This window comes from Streptomyces sp. NPDC021225 (genome assembly GCF_044332865.1).
Taxonomy (GTDB): domain Bacteria; phylum Actinomycetota; class Actinomycetes; order Streptomycetales; family Streptomycetaceae; genus Streptomyces.
Map to the genome: position 1 here is coordinate 1,135,751 of NZ_JBIRPV010000002.1, position 25,540 is coordinate 1,161,290.

19 protein-coding genes are annotated in these 25,540 nt (G+C 69.5%); 14 read left to right on the forward strand and 5 right to left on the reverse strand.

The features are described from left to right. The gene (locus tag ACH4S9_RS13165; protein ID WP_398371679.1) at positions 1-1,974 is read right to left on the reverse strand and encodes a heavy metal translocating P-type ATPase; all 1,974 of its coding nucleotides are present in this window, start codon (positions 1,972-1,974) and stop codon (positions 1-3) included. Between the two features lie 112 nt (positions 1,975-2,086). Here ACH4S9_RS13165 and ACH4S9_RS13170 point away from each other — a divergent pair, with 112 nt between their 5' ends. Further along, on the forward strand, positions 2,087-2,497 hold the full coding sequence (locus ACH4S9_RS13170) for an ArsR/SmtB family transcription factor (RefSeq protein ID WP_385344276.1): 411 nt from the start codon (positions 2,087-2,089) through the stop codon (positions 2,495-2,497). A gap of 19 nt (positions 2,498-2,516) precedes the next feature. Continuing rightward, positions 2,517-3,053, forward strand: a complete 537-nt coding sequence (locus ACH4S9_RS13175) for a Uma2 family endonuclease (RefSeq protein WP_385344422.1) — start codon at positions 2,517-2,519, stop codon at positions 3,051-3,053. An 8-nt stretch (positions 3,054-3,061) separates the two neighbouring features. On the opposite strand, the gene ACH4S9_RS13180 is transcribed toward ACH4S9_RS13175, so the two are convergent. Together ACH4S9_RS13180 and ACH4S9_RS13185 are read right to left on the reverse strand one after the other, a co-directional pair. Further along, the gene (locus tag ACH4S9_RS13180; protein WP_358847353.1) at positions 3,062-3,409 is read right to left on the reverse strand and encodes a TraR/DksA family transcriptional regulator; all 348 of its coding nucleotides are present in this window, start codon (positions 3,407-3,409) and stop codon (positions 3,062-3,064) included. A gap of 223 nt (positions 3,410-3,632) precedes the next feature. After that, positions 3,633-5,615: a heparinase II/III family protein gene (locus ACH4S9_RS13185; protein WP_398371682.1), complete on the reverse strand. Its 1,983-nt coding sequence runs from the start codon at positions 5,613-5,615 to the stop codon at positions 3,633-3,635. A 110-nt stretch (positions 5,616-5,725) separates the two neighbouring features. Between ACH4S9_RS13185 and ACH4S9_RS13190 the strand changes: the two genes are divergently transcribed. Further along, positions 5,726-7,753 carry a DUF2264 domain-containing protein gene (locus tag ACH4S9_RS13190; RefSeq protein WP_398371684.1) on the forward strand — a complete coding sequence of 676 codons (2,028 nt, stop codon included), beginning with the start codon at positions 5,726-5,728 and terminating at the stop codon, positions 7,751-7,753. Between the two features lie 8 nt (positions 7,754-7,761). On the opposite strand, the gene ACH4S9_RS13195 is transcribed toward ACH4S9_RS13190, so the two are convergent. Then, on the reverse strand, positions 7,762-8,865 hold the full coding sequence (locus ACH4S9_RS13195; protein ID WP_311730352.1) for a substrate-binding domain-containing protein: 1,104 nt from the start codon (positions 8,863-8,865) through the stop codon (positions 7,762-7,764). 227 nt (positions 8,866-9,092) lie between these two features. Here ACH4S9_RS13195 and ACH4S9_RS13200 point away from each other — a divergent pair, with 227 nt between their 5' ends. The 7 genes from ACH4S9_RS13200 to ACH4S9_RS13230 all read left to right on the forward strand — a co-directional run bounded on the left by ACH4S9_RS13200 (position 9,093) and on the right by ACH4S9_RS13230 (position 17,316). Then, the gene (locus tag ACH4S9_RS13200) at positions 9,093-10,112 is read left to right on the forward strand and encodes a hydroxyacid dehydrogenase (protein WP_311730351.1); all 1,020 of its coding nucleotides are present in this window, start codon (positions 9,093-9,095) and stop codon (positions 10,110-10,112) included. Positions 10,113-10,241: 129 nt separating this feature from the next. Then, positions 10,242-11,492: an extracellular solute-binding protein gene (locus ACH4S9_RS13205; protein ID WP_311730350.1), complete on the forward strand. Its 1,251-nt coding sequence runs from the start codon at positions 10,242-10,244 to the stop codon at positions 11,490-11,492. Then, entirely contained in the window at positions 11,489-12,391 is a 903-nt protein-coding gene (locus ACH4S9_RS13210) for a sugar ABC transporter permease (protein WP_311730349.1), read from the forward strand. The genes ACH4S9_RS13205 and ACH4S9_RS13210 overlap by 4 nt, the downstream gene beginning before the upstream one ends. Then, positions 12,388-13,332 carry a carbohydrate ABC transporter permease gene (locus ACH4S9_RS13215; protein WP_385344291.1) on the forward strand — a complete coding sequence of 315 codons (945 nt, stop codon included), beginning with the start codon at positions 12,388-12,390 and terminating at the stop codon, positions 13,330-13,332. Before ACH4S9_RS13210 ends, ACH4S9_RS13215 begins: the two co-directional genes overlap by 4 nt. Before the next feature lie 10 nt (positions 13,333-13,342). Beyond that, the gene (locus ACH4S9_RS13220; RefSeq protein ID WP_311730347.1) at positions 13,343-14,059 is read left to right on the forward strand and encodes a DUF624 domain-containing protein; all 717 of its coding nucleotides are present in this window, start codon (positions 13,343-13,345) and stop codon (positions 14,057-14,059) included. A gap of 246 nt (positions 14,060-14,305) precedes the next feature. Continuing rightward, a complete protein-coding gene (locus ACH4S9_RS13225) occupies positions 14,306-15,661 on the forward strand; it encodes an NAD(P)/FAD-dependent oxidoreductase (RefSeq protein ID WP_311730345.1) in 1,356 nt (451 codons plus the stop codon). Between the two features lie 29 nt (positions 15,662-15,690). After that, positions 15,691-17,316: a cytochrome bc complex cytochrome b subunit gene (locus tag ACH4S9_RS13230; RefSeq protein WP_398371852.1), complete on the forward strand. Its 1,626-nt coding sequence runs from the start codon at positions 15,691-15,693 to the stop codon at positions 17,314-17,316. Between the two features lie 230 nt (positions 17,317-17,546). On the opposite strand, the gene ACH4S9_RS13235 is transcribed toward ACH4S9_RS13230, so the two are convergent. Further along, positions 17,547-19,247: an FAD-dependent oxidoreductase gene (locus ACH4S9_RS13235; protein WP_311730392.1), complete on the reverse strand. Its 1,701-nt coding sequence runs from the start codon at positions 19,245-19,247 to the stop codon at positions 17,547-17,549. A 500-nt stretch (positions 19,248-19,747) separates the two neighbouring features. On the opposite strand from ACH4S9_RS13235, the gene ACH4S9_RS13240 reads away from it, so the two are divergent. The 4 genes from ACH4S9_RS13240 to ACH4S9_RS13255 all read left to right on the forward strand — a co-directional run bounded on the left by ACH4S9_RS13240 (position 19,748) and on the right by ACH4S9_RS13255 (position 24,998). Continuing rightward, positions 19,748-20,689 (forward strand): sigma-70 family RNA polymerase sigma factor, encoded by a 942-nt coding sequence (locus ACH4S9_RS13240; protein WP_385344298.1) that lies wholly within the window; start codon positions 19,748-19,750, stop codon positions 20,687-20,689. Positions 20,690-20,820: 131 nt separating this feature from the next. Continuing rightward, a complete protein-coding gene (locus ACH4S9_RS13245) occupies positions 20,821-21,294 on the forward strand; it encodes a carboxymuconolactone decarboxylase family protein (RefSeq protein WP_311730343.1) in 474 nt (157 codons plus the stop codon). A gap of 335 nt (positions 21,295-21,629) precedes the next feature. Continuing rightward, positions 21,630-22,001: a cupin domain-containing protein gene (locus ACH4S9_RS13250; RefSeq protein ID WP_358847374.1), complete on the forward strand. Its 372-nt coding sequence runs from the start codon at positions 21,630-21,632 to the stop codon at positions 21,999-22,001. Positions 22,002-22,145: 144 nt separating this feature from the next. After that, positions 22,146-24,998 carry a helix-turn-helix transcriptional regulator gene (locus tag ACH4S9_RS13255; RefSeq protein WP_398371691.1) on the forward strand — a complete coding sequence of 951 codons (2,853 nt, stop codon included), beginning with the start codon at positions 22,146-22,148 and terminating at the stop codon, positions 24,996-24,998. Positions 24,999-25,540 lie beyond the last annotated feature (542 nt).

Below are 25,540 nucleotides of genomic sequence, written 5' to 3' on the forward strand. Positions count from 1 at the left end.
CTACGCGTCCTCGGAACCCCGGGCGCGGCGCCACGCGCCGTCGGCCAGCAGCCGCAGGCCGTTGAGGCCGACGATCACCGTGGAGCCCTCGTGGCCCGCGACACCCAGCGGCAGGGGCAAGGTCCCGACCAAGTCCCAAATCACCAGGCCGGTGATGAAGGTTCCGGCGATGACCAGGTTCTGCACCACCAAGCGGCGGGCGCGGCGGGAGAGGGCGACGACGGTCGGGATGGTGGCCAGTTCGTCGCGTACGACCACCGCGTCGGCGGTCTCCAGAGCGAGGTCGGAGCCCGCGCGGCCCATGGCGATGCCGGTGTGGGCGGCGGCCAGGGCGGGGGCGTCGTTGACGCCGTCGCCGACGACCAGCACCTTTCGTCCGGCGGTCTCCAACTCCTTCACCGCCGCCACCTTGTCCTGCGGCAGCAGTCCCGCCCGTACGTCCGCGATGCCGACCTCGTCGGCCAGACGCGCGGCGGCGCGTGGGTTGTCGCCGGTGACGAGGACCGGCGCGGTGCCGGTGAGTGCGGTCAGGGCGGTGACGGTGGCGGCGGCCTCGTCGCGGAGGCGGTCGGCGATGCCCAGTACGCCGACCGGGGCGCCGTCCACCAACACCGCGACGGCGGTGCGGCCCTCGCTCTCCAACTGCTCGGCGAGCGCTGCGGCGGGGTGGTCGTCGCGGCCGTCCAGGAGCCGGGCCGGGCTGCCGACCGCGAGCTTCTTGCCGTCGACACGAGCGGTCACACCCGTACCGGGCGCGGAGGCGAAGTCCTCGGCGGGCGGGAGGCCGAGATCACGGTCACGCGCGGCGTCCACGACGGCGCGGGCCAGGGGGTGTTCGCTGGGGTGCTCGGCGGCCGCCGCGAGCCGTAGCAGCTCGTCCTCGGACAGGCCGGACGCGGGCAGCGGGCGGATGTCCGTGACCTTCGGGGTGCCCTCGGTGAGGGTGCCGGTCTTGTCGAGGGCCACGGCGTCGATCTGCCCGAGGCGCTCCATCACCACGGCGGACTTGACCAGCACGCCGTGGCGTCCGGCGTTGGCGATGGCGGACAGTAGCGGGGGCATGGTGGCCAGCACCACCGCGCAGGGCGATGCGACGATCATGAAGGTCATGGCCCGCAGCAGGGTTGGCTGAAGGGCGGCGCCGAAGACAAGAGGGAGCGCGAACAGCGCGAGGGTGGCGGCGACCATGCCGAGGCTGTAGCGCTGCTCGACCTTCTCGATGAACAGCTGGGTGGGGGCCTTGGTCTCGGCGGCCTCCTCGACCATGGCCACGATGCGGGCGATCACCGAGTCCGACGGGTCGCGCTCGACCTTCACCCGGAGCGCGCCGGTGCCGTTGAGCGTGCCGGCGAACACCTCGTCGCCGGTCTCCTTGGCCACCGGCAGCGGTTCGCCGGTGATGGTGGCCTGGTCGACGTCGCTCGCGCCGTCCAGCACCCGGCCGTCGGCGCCGATGCGCTCCCCGGGTCGCACCAAAAGCGTGTCGCCCACACGTAGCTGCTCGGTGGGCACGGTCTCCTCCCCGCCGTCGTCGGCGATGCGCGTGGCGGTGGCCGGGGCGAGGTCGAGCAGGCCGCGTACGGAGTCGGCGGTGCGGGCGGTGGCGATGGCCTCCAGCGCGCCGGAGGTGGCGAAGATGACGATCAGCAGGGCGCCGTCCAGTACCTGGCCGATGGCCGCCGCGCCGAGTGCGGCGACGACCATGAGCAGGTCCACGTCGAGGGTCTTGTCCTTGAGCGCCTGAAGGCCCGCCCAGCCGGGCTCCCATCCGCCGGTGACGTAGACCAGCGCGAACAGCGGGCCCCATGCCCACGCCGGCGCGTCCAGCAGATAGAGCGGCAGCCCGATCAGGAACAACACCAGCGCGGCGGTGGCCCAGCGGGCCTCGGGCAGGGCGAAGATCCGCGTACGGCGCTTGGGTGCCACCGCGTCGCGGGTGGCGCCGGGGGCGGGGCGGGTGAGCGTGGACGTCATCGCGGCAGGGGTCCTTCACGGGCGGGAGGAAACGCATCCGACGCCACCACCGTAACAGGAATGGATGAACAATGATTCATGCATTCATGGGGCGGGGGCGTACGATGACCGCATGGGTCATGGAGCCGCATCCCCCGCCAGCACCGTCCCCCGTGCGCGCCTGGACGCGGCCGGCGCCGCCAAGGTCGCCACCACCTTGCAGGCCCTCGCCACCCCATCCCGGTTGCTGATCCTCGCCCGGCTGCGCGAAGGCCCCCTCGCGGCCACCGAACTGGCCGCCGAGGTCGGCATGGAGCAGTCGGCCTGCTCCCACCAGCTCCGCCTGCTGCGCAACCTCGGCCTGGTGACCGGCACCCGCAAGGGCCGTTCCGTGGTGTACACGCTGTACGACAACCACGTCGCCGAACTCCTCGACCAGGCCCTCTACCACGTGGAGCACCTCCGCCTCGGCCTGAGCGACACCCCCGTCGGCGCGGCGAAGCCCGAGCCCGAGCCCGACGCGGCGGCTGACGCGAGTGCCTGACGCGGTCGGCGCGGCGTGGATGCGCGAGCAGATCACACCCGATCTGTACGACTCCTGGTCCGAGGAGCAGTGCGCGGGCATTGAGATCGTGGAGGGGATGGTCGTCGTACGCCCCCGCGCCTCCAAACGGCACAACCGCCTGGCCCGGATCCTCGCGAACGCCCTGGAGGCCGCCGCCGGGCCTGTCTGGAATGCCGATTCGGATTTCGACGTCCGGCTTCAGGACGTGCCGCTCACCAACCGCCGTCCGGACGTGGTGGTGTACCGCGCGGAGGCGATCGACGTCACGCCCACCCGCCCCGAGCACGTGCTGCTGGTCGTCGAGGTCGTGTCCCCGGGGTCGGAGACCACCGACCGGATCGTGAAGGTGGAGCAGTACGCGACGGCGGGGATCGCCTTCTACTGGCGGGTCGAGCAGGCCGCCACCGGCGTTCCGCTGGTGTACACCTACGTCCTCGACCCGGCGACCAGGACCTATCGGGACGGGGACGTGTTCACTGGCGTGGTGAAGGCCGCGGCTCCGTTCCCGGTGGAGATCGACCTAGGCCAGATCTAGCGCCTCGCTCAGGGCCCACTCTGCCGCTCGGTGCAGGCGACGCACCGCTCTGCGTGCGGCATGGCCATGACCCGTTCCCGGGCGATGGGGGCGCCACAGGTGGCGCAGATGCCGAAGGTGCCGTCCTGGATGCGGGTGAGCGCGGCGAGGGTCCGTTCCAGGAGAGCGGTGGCGGCGTCGATGCGGGCGTGCAGTTCCTCGATGGCGAGGGTGGCCGCGCCGACGTCCCCGGCGTCCAGGGCGCAGTCGCGGCGGAGGTCCGACTCGGTTTCCCGCGCTGTGGCGATCTCCGCGCGGAGGCGGTCCCGCTGGTCGGACAGCTTGGCGGCCGCTTCCTCAAGATCGTGTGGGGGCATGCCGTTCATTGCCAGGCCGATCCCGCCGTCAGCCGTCCGCGTGTCAGGACCGCGGGGTGTGCCATCAGCATGGGGCCTCCTTCGAGCGCGGAATCGGTACCGCAATGAGCGCTCCCTCGGATACCCGCGCGGCGAAGGCATATGCCCTCGCTCCGGGACGGGGGACTACGCGTCACTCATGACCTGCTCCTGGCGGGCACCCTGAAAAGACCGTTCGACAACCTCACCGAGACCGCTCCATCCGGACGGTGAACGGCTCTCCAGCGGAGGGAGCCGCGACGGTCAGGGTGAGCCTCGTCAGCCGCTCTCCCCACGACTCGCGCAGCAATGGGTCGTCGAGGTCGCGGTGTTCGAGCTGTGCCGTGGCGCGGTTCGGGTCCCAGGTGAGGCGCAGGGAGCTCGCTCCGGCCGTGATCTGCGCCCGTCCCTCCGCCAGTTCGACGTCTCCGGCCAGGACGTGCCGGAGCAGTACCGGGGCGGCGGGGTGCGGGGTCCAGTGGTCTTCGATCAGGATGTGGGCCGGGGTGTCCGGCGTGGCGCGTATCAGCCGCAGGGACCGGTGCCAGGTGCGCAACAGGCCCGCCGGGTACGCCCCGGCGAGCTCGGCGTGCAGGGCGGCAGCGGCGGGGGTGAGGGCGACCCGTACGTCGTGCGCTGCGTGGGCGGGGCCCGGCTGTTGGGGGGCGCCGGGCTCGGGGACGTTGTGCCAGGCGCTCTGGAGGGGCCACGCCTGGTAGCGGTCGGGGCCGAAGCTGGCCGCGGTGTACGTGGGTTGGCCGATGTCGACGACCAGCGGGCGGCCGTCGAGGGCGACCCAGTACGAGCCCACGTCGAGGTGGTTGTGGCGCTCGCCGTTGTGTCCCGCCTTCGCCGCCAGGGTCAGCCCGGCGGCGGTGCCCGCGGCCTCCCTGGCGACGAGCACCTGGACCCGGGGCAGCCAGGTCTCCCGTGCCGCCCAGGGGACGGGGTCGCCATCCGTGTCGGTAGTGGCCAGGGCATCGCGCCAGCGGGGGTCGCGGAGTCCGGCCAGGGCTCGGCCGAGGCCCGCCCGGGGCCGTACCGCCGGGCCGCCGCGTGCGCAGGCCAGGGCGTGGGCGCGGATCTCGGGGTCGGCCAGCCGCTCGCCCCATTGGAAGAGCACGTGCCAGGGCTGGTCGGCCCACAGGCGGGCGGGGGCGTCACCGGCGTTGACGTACCAGTCGCCGGCGAGGTGCATGCGGTGCGGGAACTTGCCGAGCGGGCCGAACACCGGCAGGTCGCGGGCGTCGAGCGCGGCGCCGCCGGCGTCGGCGAGGAGGTCGAGGGCCTCCAGCAGCCGGCCGGCGCCCTGCCACCAGTAGGCGACGCCCTCGTCGATCCCGCCGTCGTCGGGGAGCACCGCGAGGTAGTGGTCCAGGCCCTCGACGACGAGCCGGACGAGCCGCGCCCGCCGCTCCTCGTCCTCGGTCAGCAGGAGGGCCGCGGCGAGCACCGCCCCATGGATCCAGGGGTTCCAGTTGTGGGCGTCCCCGTCGAGGCCGATCCAGTGCCAGTCCCGGGTGCGCTCGAACGGCGTCAGCACCCGCAGGTCCGCCTCGCGCCGAAGTCGCCTGCGCAGCCCGGGGATCCGGGTGTCCAGATGCGGGCCCAGTACGTGATCGGCCCAGGCCAGCAGGGACACCACCTCGGCGGCCCCCAGGTCGAGGAACGGCTCGTCCGGGTCCGGCAGCACCTCGCCGCGGGCAGTGGCGAAGCGGTCGTGCGGCGCCCAGCACCAGGTGCTGGCCTCGGCCAGGGCCATCAGCGCGTCGGCCGCGGCGTCCAGGTATGGCGCGGCCCCGGGCGGGGCGTCGGCCGGGGCCACCTCGCCGGTCAGCGTGGCGGCGAGCACGAGCAGCGTGGCCCGCTCGCGCAGCCGTCGGGCGGAGTCCTCGTACGCGGTCCGTACGCCGTCGCGGAACGTCCGCGCCCAGGCGGAGGCGGTCAGGACCGGTGCGGTCCGGCGGAGTTCGGCCGCGGCCTCGTCCAGCAGCGCCTCGCGCGTGGCGGCGTCCACCGCCTCCCACACCGGGCGCGCGGTGACGTCGGGGACGGGCAGCCGCGCGGGGGCGTTCCGCAGGTGCTCGACCAGTGAATCGGGGCCGGAAGTGGAGCTCAGGGCGGGGGCCAGCCGGTTCCGGAGGGAGCGGTACGCGGGGGAAACCGGCTCCGGCTCTACCAGGCCCATTATCTCTCCTGATCGGTTCTGTTCGGATTCGTTGACTCGGGACTATGTCACGGGGTGAGGTGGCAACGCCATCCATCCACCACCCACCAACCCCACTTCCGGAGGAAGCAGTGTCGCCTGACGAGGACCGGGACCTTGCCCCGTACACCGGTTGGACCAGGGCGCACTGGACCGCGCTCGCCGACCGGATGCTCGCCGCCACCCACCCGTACGCCTCCCCGGAGGGGGCCCGGATCGACCTGCCCGGCCCGGCGAGCCGCAACGGCGCGACCTCCGACGGCCTGGAGGGCTTCGCCCGCACCTTCCTGATCGCCGGTTTCCGCGTCGCGGGGGAGCGGGGCGCGGACCCCGGCGGGCTGCTGGAGCGGTACGCGCGCGGCCTGGCGGCGGGCACCGACCCGCACTCGCCCGAGGCCTGGCCCCGCCCCGACCAGCTCGGGCAGGCCAAGGTCGAGGCCGCCTCCCTCGCCCTGGTGCTCCAGCTGACCAAGCCCTGGCTGTGGGACCAACTGGACGACGGGGTGCGCGAGCGGGTCATCGCCTGGCTGGGGACCGTCGTCGGGCAGCCCTATCCACCCATCAACTGGGTCTGGTTCAGGATCGTCGTCGAGTCGTTCCTGCGGGAGGTGGGCGGGCCGTGGTCGGCCGCCGACATCGAGGAGGACCTGGCCGTCCACGCCTCGCTGCGCCGGCCGGGCGGCTGGCTCAGCGACGGGCAGGAGCGGGCCTTCGACCACTACACGGGCTGGGCGCTGCACCTGTACCCGCTGCTGTGGACCCACCTGTTCGACGTCACCGGCACCCTGTGCCCGCCGGCCCTCCGCGAGACCTGGGGCGCCGACCTCGCGCGCTACCTCGATGACGCGGTGCGCCTGGTCGGCGCGGATGGCTCCCCGCTGCTGCAAGGACGCAGCCTCAGCTACCGCTTCGCCGCCGCCGCGCCCTTCTGGGTCGGCGCGGTGACGGGGGCGGGCGGGCAGCCGCCCGGACTGGTGCGCCGGGCGGCGTCCGGCATCGTCCGGCACTTCACCGACCGGGGAGCCCCCGACCCGGACGGGCTGCTCAACCTCGGCTGGCACGCCGCCTGGCCGACGATGCGGCAGTCCTACTCCGGGCCCGGCTCCCCGTACTGGGCGGCCAAGGGTCTGCTCGGCCTGATGCTGCCCGCGGACCACCCGGTGTGGACGGAGCCGGAACTCCCGCTTCCGGTGGAGACCGGGGACGTAGCGCGGGTGGTGGCGGCCCCCGGCTGGCTGGTCTCCGCGCGGCGCCGCGACGGGATCGCGGTGGTGCTCAACCACGGCACCGACCACGCGCGTCCCGGCGACACCAGCGCGGACTCGCCGCTGTACGCGCGGCTCGGCTACTCCACCGCCACGGTGCCCCCGCTGACCGCCGCGTCGGCGGCGGACCCGGTCGACAACGCGGTCGTGCTGCTCGACGACACCGGCCGGGCCAGCCACCGCACCGGGTTCGAGACGCTGTTCGCCCGCGAGCTCCCCGGCGGTGTGCTGGCCGCCGCCTCCCGGGGGCCGGTGCGTTGGGTCGACAGCGGCGCCGACGACTCGCCCGACCACGGCTCCGGCCGGACCGGTCCGACGACGCCCGGGCCCGTGGTCACCGTGGCCTCGGTGCTGCGCGCGGGGGTTGAGGTCCGGCTCGTCCGAGTGGACGCCCCGGCGTCGGGGGACGGCCCGGCGCCGGACCCGGATCCGGCGTGGGACTGCGTACGGGTGGGCGGCTGGCCGGTCGCCGCCGACGCCCCGCCCGGGACCCGGGTGGGCACCGGCCCGGCGGACGCGGTGTCGTACGCCGATGCGCCCTGCGCGGAAGCGCGCACCGCTTCCCTGCGCTCGTCGCTGCGCGGACTGCTCGGCCTACGGCTCGGCGGAGTCGCCATCGGGAAGGACGACAGCCCTCTCGGCGCCCGGACCGCGACGCCGTGGCTGGCCACGGACGGCGTCCGGTACGGCGAGGTGCTCGCGGCCGCGGTGACCCTCGAACGCGGCGGAAGCGGCAACCAGAACAGCGCCGATCCCGTCGTCTCCGTCCTCCCGGGGCCCGACGGCGCCGACCGGGCGCGGCTGATCTGGCCGGACGGCCTCACCACCGAGGTCGATCTGCCGCCCGGCCCGTAGCGCGCCTGTCACACGGCTCGCGCCCGCTTGACCGAGGAGTCGCGGAGGATCAGCTCCGGCAGGATGGCGACGCGCTGCGCCGGGCGGCGTCTGCCCTCCATGAGCCGGGACACCATCATCTCGACCGCGACCCGGCCGACCCGGGCCTTGGGCGGGCGGACGGCCGTCATCGCGGGCTCCGCGAGATGGGCCACCTCGTCGTCGTAGCTGACCAGAGCCATGTCGTCCGGGATCGAGACCCCCCGCTCGGCGAGGTACTGGGCGACCGACATCGCGTCGGGGTCGCTGTGCACGATCAGCGCGGTGATCCGGGACCCGCGACACCGGTCGAGGATGCCCTCGATGATCTGCCGGTGGCCGGGCTGGTCGAGGGCCACGCTCTCGCGCACCACCAACTCGCTGGGCAGATCGAGCTCCGTGCACGCCTTCAGCCAGCCCTGGGCGAGGTGGGTCGAGTGCGGGCTGCCCTTGGACAGCACCAGACCGATCCGGCGGTGGCCGTGCTCGTGGAGGTGGCGTACGGCCATCTCCATGCCGAGCGCGTGGTCGCTGCGCACCCACTCCAGCTGGCGCGGGGTCGGCGTCCACTGTGAGGTCTGCCGCTCCACGAGGATGGTCGGCACCGGCAGATTGCCGATCCAGTCGAGCAACTCGTCGACGCCGTTGCCCTCGAGGTTGGGGGCCAGCAGCAGCCCCTGCACCTGCTTGGCCTCGATCAGCCGGCTGATCTGGCGGCGGTCCTCGGCCTGGTCGTAACTGGACCCGCGCAGTTGGAGCTGGACGCCGAGCCCGGCGGCCGCCGCGCGTGCGCCGCTGACGATCGACGGCCAGTAGAAGTCCAGGGAGGGCACGACCATGCCGATGGTGAAGGGCGTGGAGGTGGGGCGGGGCCGGCGGGCCGGGGCCTGGTCGAGGTCGGTCGGCAGGGTGGCGCCGCCGTGCACCTTGGTGAGCAGGCCGCGGGCGGCCAGGGCGGTGATGTCGCGCCGTACGGTCAGTTCGCTGACGTCGAGCATGTGGGCGAGGTCACGCACGCGCACGGTGCCGTGCCGGCGCAACTCGTCCATCAGCCGTTCCCTGCGCTGAAGGGCGAAAGGTCGGTCTGCGCTCATCGGGCCCCCTCGGTCGACGGCCTGATGGCCTGTTCGAGTCTGAACGAATCGCTTCGATTGTGTTCGCTCTATAGCGAATCTGTGCTGCTGCCCACTATCCCTGTTCCAACGTGTTCAGCGGGTTCCAATGTGTTCCACGCAACACGGGATTTAGCAGGACATAACAACTTCGCGCCAGATGGCGAACGATGCCGGTCCAGACCGGCCTAGGGAAGGACTCGACGCCCGTGCAGGCGAAACCCCAAGCGCTGGTCGTCATGGACAGGCAGAGCTTCGACGCGCACTTCGACTCCGCCCGCCTCGCGCGCCTCGCGGAGCTGGTGACCCTGGGCGACCCGGTCTGGGCCGACGACCTCGACCAGCCGGCGGTGCGGGCGCGACTGGCGGAGGTGGAGGTCATGCTGACGTCCTGGGGCGCGCCGACGCTGACGCCGGAGCGGGTCGCCGCGGCCCCCGCGCTGCGGGCGGTGCTGCACTGCGCCGGGAGCGTACGGGGCCTGGTCGGCGAGGAGGTGTGGCGCCGCGGGATCCGGGTGACCAGCGGCGCGGACTCCAACGCGATCCCGGTCGCGGAGTACACGCTGGCGGCCATCATCTTCGCCGGCAAGAAGGCCCCGTTCCTCGCCGCCGACGAGGACCGCGCCTACCAGGGCTGGGGCACGGTGACGGGGTACGGCGACCTGTCGAACTTCGGCCGGACCGTGGGGATCGTGGGCTTCTCGCGGATCGGCCGCAAGGTCGTCGACCTGCTCAAGATCCTCGGGGACACCACCTGCCTGGTCGCGGACCCTTACGCGGACGCGGAGGAGGTGAAGCGGGCGGGCGCCACGCTGGTCCCGCTGGAGGAGATGCTTCCGCGCGTCGACGTACTGTCCCTGCACGCTCCCGAACTGCGGGAGACCCACCATCTGATCGGCGCCGACCAGCTCGGTCTGCTCCCCGATCACGCGACGGTGATCAACACGGCGCGGGGCAGCCTCATCGACTCCGAGGCGCTCGCCGCCGAGTGCGCCTCCGGACGCCTCTTCGCCATCCTCGACGTCACCGACCCCGAGCCCCTGCCCCTCGACTCGCCGCTGAGGCGCCAGGCCAGCGTGATGGTCACCCCGCATATCGCAGGCTCGCTCGGCACGGAGATCGGGCGACTCACCGACCACGCCATGGACGAGCTGGCCCGGTGGATCGCGCGACAGCCCCTCCAGTCCGAGATCACGGCGGAGGCGCTGGCGCTCGGCCTGAGCGCCTGAACGCTTCAGCGCCTGAGCCCCGCCCTCCCACCAGAACACCTCGCAACACCCACCCCCCCCGCAACGCCCCCCGCAACACACCCCTCATCACAAGGAGCCGCTCCCGTGATAAGCAACCGCAAAGGTGCCGTGAGAAGCCTGACCGCGGCCGTCGCGCTGTCCCTGTTCGCCGTCGGCTGCGGCGGCAGCGGCGGCAGCGGCAAGACCGCCGACGGCAAGACCATCGTCAAGGTCGCGGTATGGGACTACGAGAAGACCCCCGAGTTCAAGGCGCTGATCGACGGCTTCGAGGCCGAGAACAAGGACATCGACGTGCAGCCGGTCGACATCCTCTCCGCCGACTACTCCAACAAGATCACCACCATGCTCTCCGGCGGTGACAGCACCGACGTGCTGACCATGAAGAACGTCACCGACTACGCCCGCTACGGCACGCGCGGCCAGCTCCAGTCGCTCACCACCGACGCCAACAAGCTCGACAAGGCCAAGTACTCCGGCCTCGACGCCTTCGACCTCAAGGGTGACTACTACGCCCTGCCGTACCGGCAGGACTTCTGGGTCCTCTTCTACAACAAGGACCTTCTCAAGAAGAGCGACGCGGACCTGTCCAAGCTCACCTGGTCCGACTACGCCGACCTGGCCAAGGAGCTCACCACCGGTTCGGGCTCCTCCAAGGTCTACGGCACCTACCACCAGACCTGGCGCTCGGTGGTGCAGGCGATCGCCGCCGCGCAGACCGGCGGGGACCAGCTGAGCGGCGACTACGGGTTCTTCAAGAAGCAGTACGAGGTGGCCCTGGACCTCCAGAAGTCCGGAGCCGTCATGCCGTTCGCCACGGCCAAGACCCAGCAGACCACCTACGACGCGATGTTCTCCACCCGCAAGACCGCGATGGTGCCCATGGGCACCTGGCTCGCGGCCCGTCTGCTCCAGCTGAAGGCCGAGGGCAAGAACGACGTCGACTGGGGCATGGCACCGCTGCCGCAGACCAGCGCGAACGGTAAGACGGTCAGCTTCGGCTCCCCGACCGCCTTCGCCGTGAACAAGAAGGCCAGGAACTCCGAGGCGGCCAAGAAGTTCGTGCTGTGGGCCTCCGGCCCCAAGGGAGCGGCCGCGATCGCCAAGGTCGGCGTCGTTCCGTCCTACACGGATGCCGCGGTCATGAAGAACTTCTTCGGCGTCAAGGGCATGCCGAGCGACGCCCTGTCCAAGAAGGCCATGAGCCCGGACGAGGTCAAGCTGGAGATGCCGGTCAGCCCGAAGTCCTCGGACATCGACCAGATCCTCAAAGAGGAGCACGAGCTGGTGATGTCCGGTGAGAAGTCCATCGACAAGGGGATCCAGGAGATGGAGTCCCGTGTGAAGTCCGAAGTCGAATGAGCGAGGTCTCCGGCGCTACGGCGCTCAAGCGGCGACGGCGGCGCACCGCGCTGGTGGGCTGGAGCTTCATCCTCCCCAACCTTCTGGGCTTCGCCGCCCTGACCCTGGTCCCGGTGGTCGCCACGCTGCTGCTGGCGTTCACCGACTGGAACTCGTACAACACTCCCCAGTGGATCGGGTTCGACAACTTCCGCCGGATGTGGGACAACGACAACTTCTGGACGGCGCTGACCAACACCTCCTGGTACGCGGCCGGGCACATCCCGCTCACCATGGCGGCCTCCCTGGGCCTCGCGGTGCTGCTCAACCAGAAGCTGCGCGGTGTCGCCTTCTTCCGTACGGCCTTCTTCTTCCCCTACATCACCTCGCTGGTCGCGGTGGCCGTGGTGTGGAACATGCTGTTCAGCCCGGACGCCGGTCCGGTGAACCAGCTGCTGAAGGCCGTGGGGATGGCCCATCCGCCGGGGTGGACCACCGACACCGACTGGGCGCTGCCCGCGGTGATCATCACCAGCGTGTGGCGGGACATGGGCTACTACATGGTGCTGTACCTGGCGGGGCTCCAGGCCATCCCGGCGGAGCTGTACGAGGCCGCACGGGTCGACGGCGCGGGCGCCTGGAAGCGGTTCTGGCATGTCACGGTGCCGTCCCTGCGGCCGACGACCTTCTTCGTCCTGGTCATGCTGACCGTCTCCAGCTTCAAGGTCTTCGACCTGGTCCAGGTCATGACCGAGGGCGGCCCCGGCCGCTCCACGCTGGTGCTGTCCCAGCTCATCTTCAGGGAGGGCATCACCCAGGGCCGGTTCGGCTACTCCTCGGCCATCTCCCTGGTGTTGTTCCTCATCGTCCTGATCATCACCGTGACCCAGTTCCGATTCCAGCGGAGGAACGAGCGATGAAGACGACCGTGCTGCCGAAGGACGGCAAGACGGCCGAGCCGTCGCGGCCGGGTGGCCGCGGCGGCATCGCTCCCGCCGGGCCCCGCCGCCGGGGCCCGGCCGGGCCGGGCGGGTCGGGCGGGCCGGGGCGGATCCTCGGCCGGGCCCTGCTGTACGTGGTGCTGACGGTGCTCTCGGCCGCGGTCCTGGTGCCGTTCATATGGATGCTGGTGTCCTCGCTGAAGGCGGACAACGAGGTCTTCACGGTCCCGATCCAGTGGATCCCGGAGTCCTTCCGCTGGGAGAACTTCTCCGACATCTGGACCGAGATCCCGCTGTGGACCTACATGGGGAACTCGCTGTTCCTCAGCGTCGTCATCACCGCTCTCCAGGTGCTGACCGGGAGCTTCGCGGCCTACGGCTTCGCCAAGGTCCGCTTCCCCGGGCGCGACGCCGTCTTCCTCGCCTACATCGCCACCATCGCGGTGCCGTGGCAGGCGTACATGGTGCCGCAGTACATCATCATGCAGAAGCTGGGCCTGGTGAACACGCACCTGTCGCTGATCCTGCTCCAGGCGTTCGGCGCGTTCGGCGTCTTCCTGATGCGCCAGTACTACCTGACCATCCCGGACGAGATGAGCGAGGCCGCGCGGCTGGACGGGCTGAGCGAGTACGGCATCTGGGCGCGGATCGTGCTGCCGCTGTCCAAGCCCGCGCTGGCCAGCCTGGCGCTGCTGACCTTCGTCAACACCTGGAACGACTACATGGGTCCGTTCATCTATCTGACGGACAACAACCTGTGGACGGTGCAGCTCGGCCTGCGGTCGTTCGTGGGCATGTACAGCTCCGAGTACGCGATGATCATGACCGGCTCGGTGCTGTCCGTCCTGCCGATCCTGGTGGTCTTCCTGCTCGGCCAGCGGTACTTCGTCCAGGGCATCTCCACCAGCGGGATGAAGTGAGGTGGCGGGCATGAGCACACCGACACCAGCGACCGGCCGCAGGCTCCGGCTGAACGTCGGCCACGACTCCTGGGATCTCATCTGGTCCCATGTCCACCGGGTCCTGGTGGTCAACCTCGGCGTGGCGGTCACCAACCTGCCGCTGCTGCTGGCCCTGGCCGCCGAGCACCAGCCCTGGCGGTACCCGGTCTTCTTCGGTCTGCTCTCGCTCGGGGCCGGTCCCTCGCTCGCCGCGGTGTTCGCCTACCTGAGGCGCGCCGCCGACGACGAGCGGGCGCCGGTGGCCGACCTGTTCCGCGGCTACCGGCGCCTGTTCACCCGGGCGCTCCTCGGCTGGACCCCCTTCGTGCTGCTGGTCGCCGTGGCGGCCGCCGACCTGGCCGCCCTCTGGGGATCCGCCCTCGGGTCGGCCCTGGCACCGCTGCTGACCGTGGTGATCCTCCTCGCCCTGAGCTCCGGAGTCGTCGCGATGGCCGGCCTGGCCCAGGACCCGGCCGAAAACCCGGCCGTCTCCCGGCGCACCCTGCTTGCGGCCTGCTACGCGTCGGTGCGCCGCTGGCCGCTCGCGCTGCTGAACCTCGGCCTGCTGGGCGTGTCCCTGGCGCTCGTCAACCAGGCCCCACTGCTCGGTCTCGCCGTGGTGCCGGGCTGCGCGCTGTTCGTCGTCTGGCGCGACTGCGACGGCATGCTGGAGTCGGTGCGGGGCGGGGGCGGTACGGGGCGGTGATACGCGTGCCCGGTCATCGCGCGGCTGGTCGCGTGCCGGGCCGGCAGTTCGGCGCGGACGTCACGCAGCGAGTCCCGGGCACGAAATGAGCGTAGTGGTCGAGGGCGGCACCCCATGCCGCCGCCCCGTCGGCTGAGCGGCGCCGCACCCGCGGGCGACCCGGTGAGGGGCTCCACCGCCACGGCTGTGTCACACAGTCCTGCCCCGCATGGTCTTTCTGTTGTCGAACAACAAACAGAGGGACCAATGCGTGAGATTTTGATTGTCGGTGGCGGCTACGCGGGCTTCTACGCCGCATGGGGCCTTGAGAAGAAGCTGCGTAGGGGTGAGGCACGGGTCACAGTTGTCGACCCGCGTCCCTATATGACGTACCAGCCCTTCCTGCCGGAGGTGACCGCTGGGTCGGTCGAGGCTCGTCACGCTGCCGTGTCGTTGCGGCGACACCTGCGCAATACCCGGCTGATTGCGGGGACCGTGACCGAGGTCCGTCACGCAGACCGGACGGTGGCCGTCCGGCCTGTGAGCGGAGCGGAATACGAACTTCAATACGACACCCTTGTGGTTACTGCCGGTGCCGTGACCCGCACCTTCCCCATACCCGGGCTGGCCCAGCAGGCGATAGGCCTGAAGCACGTGGAAGAGGCGGTGGCCATACGCGACCGGCTCATGACGGCGCTCGACCAGGCCGCGTCACTGCCGCCTGGTGCCGAGCGGCGAAAGCTGCTCACCGTCACGTTCGTGGGCGGCGGGTTTTCCGGCGTCGAGGGCTTCGGTGAACTGCTGTCGCTCGCGACTGCGATGGTCAAGTTCTACCCGGAACTCAGCTTCGACGATTTGTCGTTCCATCTGGTTGAGGCCCGCGGTCGAATCCTTCCCGAGGTGGGAGACGGGCCCGGTGCCTGGGTGGTGCGCTCTTTGGAACGCCGTGGCGCGCACGTTCACCTGAACACTCAGCTGCTCTCCGTAGAAGACGGCCATGTCGTGCTTTCCAGCGGAGAGGAATTCGATTCCGCGCTGATTGTCTGGACCGCCGGCAACGCCTCGAATCCGGTCGTGCACAACCACACGGATCTGCCTGTCGACGGGCGGGGACTGCTCGTGGTCCGGCCCGATCTCCGTGTGGGTACCGACAGCGAACCCGTGCCGGATGTGTGGGCGGCCGGAGACGATGCGGCTGTTCCCGACTTGGCTTCGCCCATACCGGGGGCGCACACGGTGCCGAACGCCCAGCACGCCGTGCGGCAGGGCAAGCAACTTGCGAAAAACATCGCGGCAAGCCTCCAGGGTGGCAGAACCCGAAACTACCGCCACAGCAGTCTGGGAGTGGTAGCGACGCTTGGCCTCGGACGAGGCATTTTCCAGTACAAGCGCATCGTCATCAGGGGATTTCCCGCCTGGCTGATGCACCGGGGCTATCACGTCCTGGCTGTGCCCAGCTGGGAGCGCAAGATCCGTGTTCTCGCGGTATGGCTCACTGCCGCACTGTGGGGTAGGGATCTCGTCTCCCTCGCCGCCGTTGAGAATCCACGGGACGCGTTCGTCACGGCCGCCGATCCGCACCGCTCCGACGAGAGTCGGGCGAGCGACTACCCGAGCGTATGAGCATGTGGTTCGTGGATGGTGGTAAGGGTATGAGTGGTGGAGGTTCGGGGGGCGAAGTACAGAAAGGCGGCAAGGGGGAAAAGGTCGCTGAATGGGCTGGCAGACGACGGGGTGTGCGCAGCCCCCTCAGGGCCGGTCTGCGAAGGGCGTTCCCGGATCACTGGTCGTTCGTACTGGGAGAGATCTGTCTCTACAGCTTCTTCATCGTCATTGTTACCGGCGTGTATCTGGCGCTGTACTTCCATCCGTCAATGAATGAAATAGAGTACAACGGAAGCTATGCGCCGCTGAAGGGGCGGATCGTTTCTGAGGCATTCGATTCGACTATGCACATCTCCTTCGACGTTCGCGGCGGTCTGTTGATCCGGCAGGCCCACCACTGGGCGGCGCTGGTATTTCTCGCCACCATGCTCATCCATATGATGCGTGTATTCTTTACGGGCGCTTTCCGCAAGCCTCGCGAATTCACTTGGCTGTTCGGATTCCTGCTGCTGGTGCTTGGAATGTTCGAGGGGTTGACCGGATACGACCTTCCGGGTGACCTTCTTTCTGGGACCGGAATCGCGGTCATCAACGGGGTAATCCTGTCCATTCCGGTGGTCGGAACCTACCTCTCGATGTTCCTCTTCGGAGGCGAGTTCCCGGGAACCGATCTGGTGGCACGCTTCAACACAATCCATGTTCTGCTCATCCCTGCGTTCATGGTGGGGCTGCTCGTAGTTCACCTGCTCCTGGTTCTTTACCACAGGCAAGCGCAGTATCCAGGTGCGGGACGGAGTAACAAGAACGTAGTGGGGCTGCCGTTCAAGGTGCGCGCCGTAAAGTCCGCGGGAGTTTTCTTTCTGGTCGCCGGTGTCATCGTCGTCATCGCTGCGGTGGCACAGATCAACCCGATCTGGCTGTACGGTCCCTACCGTGCCGACCAGGTTTCGGCCGGTTCGCAGCCCGACTGGTATATGGGCGTAATGGACGGGCTGTTGCGGGTCATGCCTGGATGGGAAGTGGGTTTCTGGGGTCACCCCCTGGCTCTGGACAACCTGATCCCACTGGCGGCGGGCGCCGGCCTCTTCGTTGCCATGGGTGCATACCCGTTCATCGAGTCCTGGGTGACCGGTGACGACCGTGAGCAGAATCTTCTCGACAGACCGCGCAACCGTCCTGTGCGAACGGCGCTCGGCGTAGCATGGCTGAGCCTTTATCTGGTGGCTCTGGTCGGTGCCGCGAACGATATCATCGCCATTCGCTTCCATGTCTCGGTCGAATCAGTGACGTGGGCAGTTCGCGTCGGCCTCGTCATCGTGCCGTTTCTGGCCTATTCCGTAACGAAGCGGTGGGCACTCGGTCTTCAGCGCAGAGATCGCGACAAGGTGCTGCACGGTCGCGAGACCGGCATCATCAAGCGGTTGCCACACGGTGAATTCATCGAGGTGCGCGAGCCGCTCAGTCAAGAACAACTCCACGTTCTCACACAGCATGAGCAATACAAGCCGATCGGTTCCAGCGCTGCGGGTGGCGCGGGAGACCCGGGTGCCGGACCCCGTCTTGCTCAACGCCTGCGTGCCAGGCTCAGTCGGAGCTTCTACGGCGAAGGCGCACAGATCCCCAAGCCGACCGCGCAGGAGTACAAGGAGATCACCGGCAATCACCGACGCTGATCGCCCTGTACACGTGTCGATCGGCCGCTGAACCATGCGCGGTGCTTCGGGGCGGGTCACCTCGACCCGCCTGCGGCGTCCGGCTTTCGCGGGGCCCGGGAATATGGCCCCGCGAGGCCGTGCGGCTGTTGCATTCGCTCAGGTGGCGACCCCGGAGGCGGTCACCTGACGCGCCTGAAGGTGAGCGGACCGGCGTGCCGCCATGGCGTATCCCTTCATACCGTACGAGGTCATTCGGCAAGCTTTCCGTCGGTCGAGACCTCTTCCATCAGTGAGGAGATCTCGTCCGGGATGGGCGGAATGCTCTCGCGGGTGATACCAGTCGTGGGGGACCAGACGAGATTGACCTGCTGAGCGGGATCCAGGGCGGGGTAGTCGCTGCGGTTGTGGCAGCCGCGAGTCTCGCGGCGCTCCAGTGCCGCTTCGAGGGTGGCCCTGGCTGACAGGGCGGCGGACTTGAGATCAAAGGCGTGTGCGAGATCCTGGAAGCCGGCGATGTCCGGGTGCACGCCGACGTCCTCCATCCTCTTCTCGATCGCCGCGAGCTCCGTCAGCCCGGCGCGCAGGCCTTCTTCGTCGCGTACGACTCCCGCATGCTCGGTCATGGTGTTGCGTATGGCGCGCTGCAGGGCGCGGACGTTCTCCCGTCCGTCGGCCGCGAGAAGATCGTCGATCTCCGCGCGGGCCTGCGCGATGGCAGACGCCGACCGCGGCTGGGCGGTCAGGGACTCCGAGTAGGCAGCGGCCGCCTGGCCCGTGATGCGGCCGAAGACCAGCAGCTCGATGAGGCTGTTTCCCCCGAGGCGATTGGCGCCGTGCAGTCCACTCGACGCCTCACCGATGGCGTACAGGCCACGGACGTCGGTGCTGTGGTCCGCGGGACGTACCCATACCCCACCCATCGAGTAGTGCGCAGTGGGCGCGATCTCGATCGGTTCGCGGGTGATATCCAGCATCTGAAGGTCCATGAGCGTCTGGTAGACCCGAGGAAGCCGGTTCATGATCGTCTGCCGTGGCAGGTGCGAGACATCGAGCCACACTCCGCCCTTGGGCGTCCCACGCCCTTCCTTGATCTCGGTGTAGGAGGCCAGGGCCACGCGGTCGCGGGTGGACAGCTCCATGCGCGCTGGGTCGTAGCGGCTCATGAACCGCTCCCCAAGCGCGTTCCGCAGGATGCCGCCCTCACCCCGGGCGGCCTCGCTGACCAGGGTGCCGGCCGCGTTCTCCGGCTCGATGAGCCCGGAGGGGTGGAACTGAACCAGCTCGGGGTCGCGCAGCCGGGCTCCGGCATCCACGGCCAGGCGGAACGAGTCGCCCGTGTTCTCGTCGCGCCGCGAGGACGTGCGCCGCCAGATTCGGGTGTGGCCACCCGCCGCGAGAATGACGGCGTCGGCATGGATCAGGTAGCGCGTTCCACGGGTGAGGTCGAAGCCGTAAGCGCCGAAAACGGCCCCGTCGTGGACCAGAAGCCGGGTGATGTAGACGCCGTCGAGCACCGGTATGTTGAGCTGGTCCGCGCGTCTGATCAGCGTCCGCTGGATTTCCAGACCGGTGTAGTCGCCGGAGAAGGCGGTACGCCGGAACTTGTGTGCGCCGAAGAATCGCTGGGAGATGCGGTCGTCGTCTTCCCTGGCGAAGGCCATGCCGTAGCGTTCCAGGTCGTCGATGCCTCGGGCGGCGCCCTGGGTGACGATCTGCACGGTGCGGGGATCGGCCAGCAGATAACTCTCCTTGAGAGTATCGGCGGCGTGCTGCTGCCAGCTGTCCTCGGGATCCATGGTGCCCAAGGCCGCATTGATTCCTCCGGCAGCAAGTGCCGTATGAGCGTCGGCCTTGGGGCGCTTGCCGACCGCGACGACGTCAACGCCGATCTCGGCCAGTTCGATTGCTGCCCGTAGCCCCGCACCTCCGGTGCCGATCACCAACACCATGGTGGAAATACGCTGTTCCGTGATAGCCACGGTCTACTCCGATCGCCGGGGTTTGTCACTCACTACGACCAGACCGTCCGGGGAACTGTGACACCTTTCGGTGTCGGCGCTCCTGGGCCGGGTGGCATCGTCCGTCACCGGCCATGTGGATGTCCTCGTAGCGTGACGGCCCACGAGGTCTTGGACCGGAGCATGGTGTTTCGTCCGCTGATTGCATGATATAGGAGCAACATCCACGCCGTGACCTCGGAGTCAGTCCGGCGGCAGTCCCAAATCACCCATTTATGCGATGCGCCCCAGTGTCGCGCGACTCCGCTCAAATCACTCGATTATGCGATGCGCTTCGATGGCGCCCGATCCACTCTGGTCGGGTGACCGAGAAATGCTTCCCATTCAGGGAAAGCGAATGCACTCTTTGTATTGAGGGACGTTTTGAACCGATAGTCGGGCTGTGAGCCCACGAAGTGCCCGCCACGGATCGCAGCGAAGACCACAGGACCATGCACCTCGAACCGTCCCCCAAACCGAGTGATCTTGAAAAGGCTGTCTCTGTGTTTGTGCAGTGTCGGCCGCGTCTTTTCGGGATTGCCTACCGTGTGCTCGGCAGTGTGGCCGAGGCCGAGGACGTGGTGCAGGAGGTGTGGCTGCGCTGGCAGAAGACCGACCGTTGTGCGGTGGTGAGCCCGGTGGCCTTTCTTTCGAGCGCGACGACCCGTTTGGCCATCAATGTTGCGCAGTCGGCGCGTGTGCGTCGGGAGACCTATATCGGGCCGTGGTTGCCGGAGCCCGTTGACACGAGTGCGGATCCGGAGGTGGGTGCACAGCGTGGTGAGGTCCTGGAGCTGGCCCTGCTGCTGGTGTTGGAGAAGCTGAGCCCCGCTGAGCGGGCCGCGTACATATTGCGTGAGGCGTTCGATTACGGATATCCCGAGATCGCTGAGATCCTTCGGCGCAGTGTCGTCAATGTGCGGAAGATCGTGAGCCGTGCTCGCAGGCGCCTGTCGGAGGAACAGCGGGGGAGCGTGGACGCGGCGGAGCACCGACGCCTTCTGAACGCGTTCGTCTCGGCGGCGCGAACGGGGGATGTGGCCGCTCTGGAAGCCCTCCTGACCCCGGATGTCGTCAGTCTGTCCGACGGCAACGGGATCCGGGGCGCCGCTCGGGTACCCGTGCTGGGTCCTGCGCGTGTCGCCAACCTGGCGACCGCCCATCCACGGTTTTGGCGGGACGCGGATGTGCGGCTGGTCGATGCCAACGGCTGTACGGGCGTGATGATCTACCGGGACGGCGAGCCCTCTGCGATCTTGGCGCTGGCCGCGTCCAGGGAAGGCATCCACCGAGTGATGTGGGTGTTCAGCCAGAGCAAGATCGCCGCGTTCCTTGGCACGCGTTTCCGCTACGCCTCCCGCGCACTGCCCCACGTCGGGGCCCCCACCGGATGATCTGTGACCGGGGCAGGGCCGCGGAGACCCGAATCACAAACCTTCGGTGTCACGCCCTGCCGGGTTGTGCGGTCAGTGGTGTGTATCTGCATCCGAACCATGCGTATGCGCAACTCAGCCAAGGAGATCCCATGGAATCGCGTCTCAACTACTACGGCAATGCCGTCGCCGCCAAGGTGCTGAAGCACATCAACTCGGCCAGCAAGGTGTTGTCGGACTCCGCGCTGCCGGTCGCCACTCGGCATCTGGTGGAGATCCGGGCCAGCCAGATCAACGGCTGCGGCTTCTGCACCGACATGCACACCACAGAGGCCGCCCACGCCGGGGAGACCTCGGTGCGGCTCAACCTGATCGCCGCCTGGCGGGAGGCGACGGTCTTCACCGAGGCCGAACGCGCCGCGCTGGAACTGGCCGAGCAGGGCACCCGAATCACGGACGCTGCCGGTGGGGTCACGGACGAGGCCTGGGCGAACGCCGCCAAGCACTACGACGAGGACCAGCTCGTCGCGCTGATCTCCCTCATCGCTGTCATCAACAGCTACAACCGCATCAACATCATCAACCGGCAGCCGGCCGGCGGCTACAAGGTCGGCCAGTTCGGCTGAGTCAGGACGTCCGGCCCGGCCGGATGTGTACGTCCGTCTCCCCGTCTCCCCGTCGCCCCGACCTCGAGCGGGGAGGCGGGCTTCCGGCGTCTCGGTATTGCTGCCCTGGTGCGCCGGCAGCGGGCCGTCATCCTTGGCCCAGGCGTACGCGGTACGCCCCGAACGCTTCAGCCGTCGGCGTGTCACAGATGCGGGCCGTGCTCTGTCTCCATGGTGAGGCAAGTTGCCCGAGCCCGGAATCGGCGACGCGAGATCGTCCGTTCCGGGCAAGCCTACGGAGGTACAGCACAGTGCACGAGCACGGGATGGAATCAGTGAGCGGGCTTGGACCCAAGATGCTGGCGGACGTCAAGCCGCCCTTCATTCCCGAGGGCGCTTCGGGGATGACCGTCCTTGTCGAGTGGCCCCCCGGTGACCCCGGGACTCCTCCACACCGTCACTCGGGGCCCTGTTTCGGCTACGTGATCGAGGGCGCGGTCCGGTGGGAGCTCGAGGGCGAGGCGGAGCACGTGATCAAGGCTGGGGAGACATTCTGGGAGCCTGGCGGCGACGTGATCCACTATCAGAACGGCAACGCGTCGTCGGACGCGCCGGCCAAGTACATCGTGTTCATGATGTGCGCGCCGGGCCAGCCGATGCTCACGCTGGTCGACGACGAGGAACTGGAGGAGCGGGCCCACCTGCGCGCCCCGAGGCCCACCGACTGACCCGGCCTCGCTTGCGCAGGCCGTCCGCGGCAGGGTGAGAGGGCGGCGCGGGGGCCGAGAAGCGCCGGGTGAAAGGGGCAATCACGGGCGATGCCAGAGGTACCGGCGTTGAGGGGGCATATGGCTGTGCGGCATGCTTGACCCATGCGCAGCACAGACCCCGCGGGTGGCCGGGTCCGCGGGCGCGAGAACCGGGCCGTGACCGGGCTGCGCCTGAGGGGCCGAGGCCGCGAGGTTACCGCTCTCCGTGAGACCCTGGGCTCGGTGCGTGACGGGTGGGGTGCCTGTGTCGTCGTAGAAGGCGCGCGTGGTGTCGGCAAGAGCCGCCTGCTCGCGGAGCTGGACGCACTGGCGCGGCGGCTCGGCTTCGATGTGGTGTCTCTACGGGCCGACGAGCTCGACCAGTACGCCGCAGGAGCCGCCTTGCGGTCCGCGCTGCTGTCCTCCGACGATTTCGACCATGCCGCCCCGTCCGCCGACGACCAGCGGCTCTGGTTGCTGGACAGCATCGCGGACGCCCTGGAGGACCGGGCCCGCCGCGGGCCGCTGGCCGTGCTCGTGGACGACGCGCAGTGGGCCGATCCGGCTACGCTCTTCGTGCTGCGTACCCTGCCTGGACGGCTGGCCGCCTCACGGATCCTGTGGGTGCTGGCGGTGCGGCCGGAGACCGAGCGGCCGACCGTCGCCAGGGTGCGGGAGGAGTTCGAACACCTCGGAGCCCGTTGGCTGGCCCTCGGCCCCCTGCCGCTTCAGGAGTTGGAGCGCATCGCCGCCGACATGCTCGGGGCGAAGCCGTCACCCGGTCTGGCCAAGGCGCTGCGCGGCGTCGCGGGCAACCCGTTCCTGGCGACCGAACTGGTACGCGCTTTTGCCGACACGGATGCGATCAAAGTGGAGGGGGGAGTGGCGACACTCCTGCACGAGGGCATCCCCGCCGGTTTCCGGCTGACTGTCGCCTCGCGTCTGGCCCGGCTCCCGGAGGATGCCGTGCGACTGCTCCAGATCGGGTCCGTTCTCGGCCACGAATTCGACCTCGGCACGGCCGCCCGGATGCTCGGCAGGCCGGTCGGCAGCCTGCTGTCGGGTGTCGAGGCCGCCCGGACCGCCGGCGCGCTCCTGGCCGACGGCCCGCGACTCGCGTTCCGCCACGACCTCATACGGCAGGCTGTCCACGAGAACCTGCCTTTGGCCGTACGCACCGCGCTGCACCGGGAGGCGGCTGACCTCCTGCGCGTCACCGGGGCAAGGTCGGCGGAAGTGGCCTGGCACGTGGTGATGTCGGGCGGCCCGGTCGACGAGGACTCCGTGACCACGGTGCACACCGCCGTACGGGAACTGTCGTCGACGGCCCCCGACGCGGCTGCCGACTTCGCTCAGCGAATCGCCGGCCTGCTGCCCCCGCACGACCGGCGTCGAATCGCCCTGCTCACCGACGCCGCCGAGTATCTCGGCCGGACTCGCCGGGTTCACGAGGCGCTCGCCCTGGTCGACGCCACCCTTTCGGACGGTCTCGAGCCGTTGCAGGAGGCGCGCCTACGCCTGGTGGCCGCCGAGATCCACCAGGCCGTGGGCGACGACGCCGCCGCGATGACACACCTCCAGCAGGGCCTGGACCTTCCCGCGCTTCCGCCCGATCTGCGCATCCGGCTGCTGAAGACCAAGGCGACGAGCCACATATACCTCGGGGACATCACCGCCGCCGAGCAGACCGACACCGGGCTCGTCGAGGCCGCCTACCGCAGCCATGATCCGGCCCTCGTCGTCAGTGCCATGGTGTTCCAGTCGCAGACGTTCTTCTACCGCGGGCGTCTTGCCCGCGCCCTCGAGCTGGCCGAGGCGGCGGCCGCTCGCGCCGGCGCGGAGTCCGCCGTGCTCTATCTGCGGCCCCCGCGGATCCCGGCGCTGTGGCTTGCGACGGTGCTGACCGCCACCGACCGGCTCGCGGACACCGGGCGGATCCTGCGGGAGGGACAGCGCGAGGCGGAGGCGCTGGGCCTCGGATGGTCACTTCCCCACTGGCATCTCAGCCGTGCCTGCTCGCTGCTCGAACAGGGAGCGCTGGACGACGCGGCGGTGGAGGCCGAAACCAGTCTGGCGGTGGCGGCCGAACTCGAGATCACTCAGCCGAATCCGCGGGCCCGCTCCGTACTGGCGTTGGTGGAGGTCAGACGTGGTGACCTCGCCAGGGCCAGGGGTCATCTCCGCGCCGTCGAAGCGGATCCCGGCACGAAGACGCAGCGCTACGGCCTCTGGGTGTCGCTCGCGCGTGCCTGTCTCGCGGACGCGGAGGGCCGGGGAGCCGCGGCGGCAGCGGCACTCGCGGGCAGCTTCGGCGACCGTGAGCCGGCGCGGTTGCTTGCGGTACCTCCGTCCCACTGGCCCGCGATCGTACGTATCGCGCTGCGCGGCGGGGACCCATCGGTCGCGCGGACCGTGTCCGGCGCGCTGCGCAGGCTGACCGCACAGGACGACAGCCAACAGATCATCAGTGCGGCCCGCGCCCATGTGGACGGTCTGATCCACGGCGACCAACGCGCACTCGCGTCCGCCATCACCGCCTACCGGAGCACCGGCAGGCCGCTGGCCCTGGCCGCGGCCTGCGAGGACCTCGGCGAGCTCATGGCCGCGTCTGCTGATACGACGTCGGCCATCCCGTACTTCGAAGAAGCAAGTCAGCTTGCGTCGGCCTCGGACGCCCTACGCGATCACGAACGGATCAGGCGGCGCCTGCGGCGAATCGGCGTGCGCACCGGCGCCGTACAACAGCACACGACGAGCCTCGCGGAGTGGGGAAACCTGACCGAGTCCGAGCGGAAACTGATTCCGCTCGTCGTGGACGGCCTGACCAACCGGGCCATCGCCGATCGGCTCTACGTGTCTGTACACACCGTCAACACACACATGAGGCACATCTTCGCCAAGCTCGGCATCAACACGCGAGTCGAACTGACCCGGCTGGCGGTCGAACGCGGTGGCATCGCCGACGGGGCGGACTGAGCGCTGCCCTTGACGGCGGACCGGGCGGATCGGACCTTCGCCCACGCCCGTCTCGAGGGGATTCCCCGGGGGCTTTCCGGGGACGTTCCGCCGCGTCAGCAGGGAAGGCCCTGACAGCGCTGAAAGACACGAACGCACTGGTCAGGGCCCATCCCCTCAGCACTCGATGACGTTCACCGCGAGCCCGCCCCGCGCCGCCTCCTTGTACTTGACCGAGATATCGGCCGCTTTTGATCACGGGCGTGACCTTACTCAGCCCGCCGACCTGCCGGTACTGGGCGATCTGGGACCGGCCCTCAGGCAGCAGGGGGCTGAAGGGAGGCGATTGGCGCAGCGATGGTGCAACGCGGGCGGCCGTGGAGCATCCGGAACGGGGTTTATGAACCGAGAAATCGCTACTGTGGCGGCCTCGGACATGCTGGTGACAGATGCCCGCTCTTGTCGGGAGGTGCCAATCTTCGGCTCAGGCATTCCGCCGTCATGGGAGCGCCGCGTTGATGGGCACGCTGGGCTCATGGATACGCGTGTGCGGTCTGCCGAGG

Coding starts and splice junctions, on each gene's coding strand:
- ACH4S9_RS13255 (WP_398371691.1), top strand. CDS start 22,146: ATGCGCAGCACAGACCCCGCGGGTGGCCGGGTCCGCGGGCGCGAGAAC.
- ACH4S9_RS13165 (WP_398371679.1), bottom strand. CDS start 1,974: ATGACGTCCACGCTCACCCGCCCCGCCCCCGGCGCCACCCGCGACGCG.
- ACH4S9_RS13210 (WP_311730349.1), top strand. CDS start 11,489: ATGAGCGAGGTCTCCGGCGCTACGGCGCTCAAGCGGCGACGGCGGCGC.
- ACH4S9_RS13215 (WP_385344291.1), top strand. CDS start 12,388: ATGAAGACGACCGTGCTGCCGAAGGACGGCAAGACGGCCGAGCCGTCG.
- ACH4S9_RS13235 (WP_311730392.1), bottom strand. CDS start 19,247: ATGGTGTTGGTGATCGGCACCGGAGGTGCGGGGCTACGGGCAGCAATC.
- ACH4S9_RS13175 (WP_385344422.1), top strand. CDS start 2,517: ATGCGCGAGCAGATCACACCCGATCTGTACGACTCCTGGTCCGAGGAG.
- ACH4S9_RS13180 (WP_358847353.1), bottom strand. CDS start 3,409: ATGCCCCCACACGATCTTGAGGAAGCGGCCGCCAAGCTGTCCGACCAG.
- ACH4S9_RS13185 (WP_398371682.1), bottom strand. CDS start 5,615: ATGGGCCTGGTAGAGCCGGAGCCGGTTTCCCCCGCGTACCGCTCCCTC.
- ACH4S9_RS13195 (WP_311730352.1), bottom strand. CDS start 8,865: ATGAGCGCAGACCGACCTTTCGCCCTTCAGCGCAGGGAACGGCTGATG.
- ACH4S9_RS13245 (WP_311730343.1), top strand. CDS start 20,821: ATGGAATCGCGTCTCAACTACTACGGCAATGCCGTCGCCGCCAAGGTG.
- ACH4S9_RS13225 (WP_311730345.1), top strand. CDS start 14,306: ATGCGTGAGATTTTGATTGTCGGTGGCGGCTACGCGGGCTTCTACGCC.
- ACH4S9_RS13170 (WP_385344276.1), top strand. CDS start 2,087: ATGGGTCATGGAGCCGCATCCCCCGCCAGCACCGTCCCCCGTGCGCGC.
- ACH4S9_RS13220 (WP_311730347.1), top strand. CDS start 13,343: ATGAGCACACCGACACCAGCGACCGGCCGCAGGCTCCGGCTGAACGTC.
- ACH4S9_RS13230 (WP_398371852.1), top strand. CDS start 15,691: ATGAGTGGTGGAGGTTCGGGGGGCGAAGTACAGAAAGGCGGCAAGGGG.
- ACH4S9_RS13240 (WP_385344298.1), top strand. CDS start 19,748: ATGCACCTCGAACCGTCCCCCAAACCGAGTGATCTTGAAAAGGCTGTC.
- ACH4S9_RS13250 (WP_358847374.1), top strand. CDS start 21,630: ATGCTGGCGGACGTCAAGCCGCCCTTCATTCCCGAGGGCGCTTCGGGG.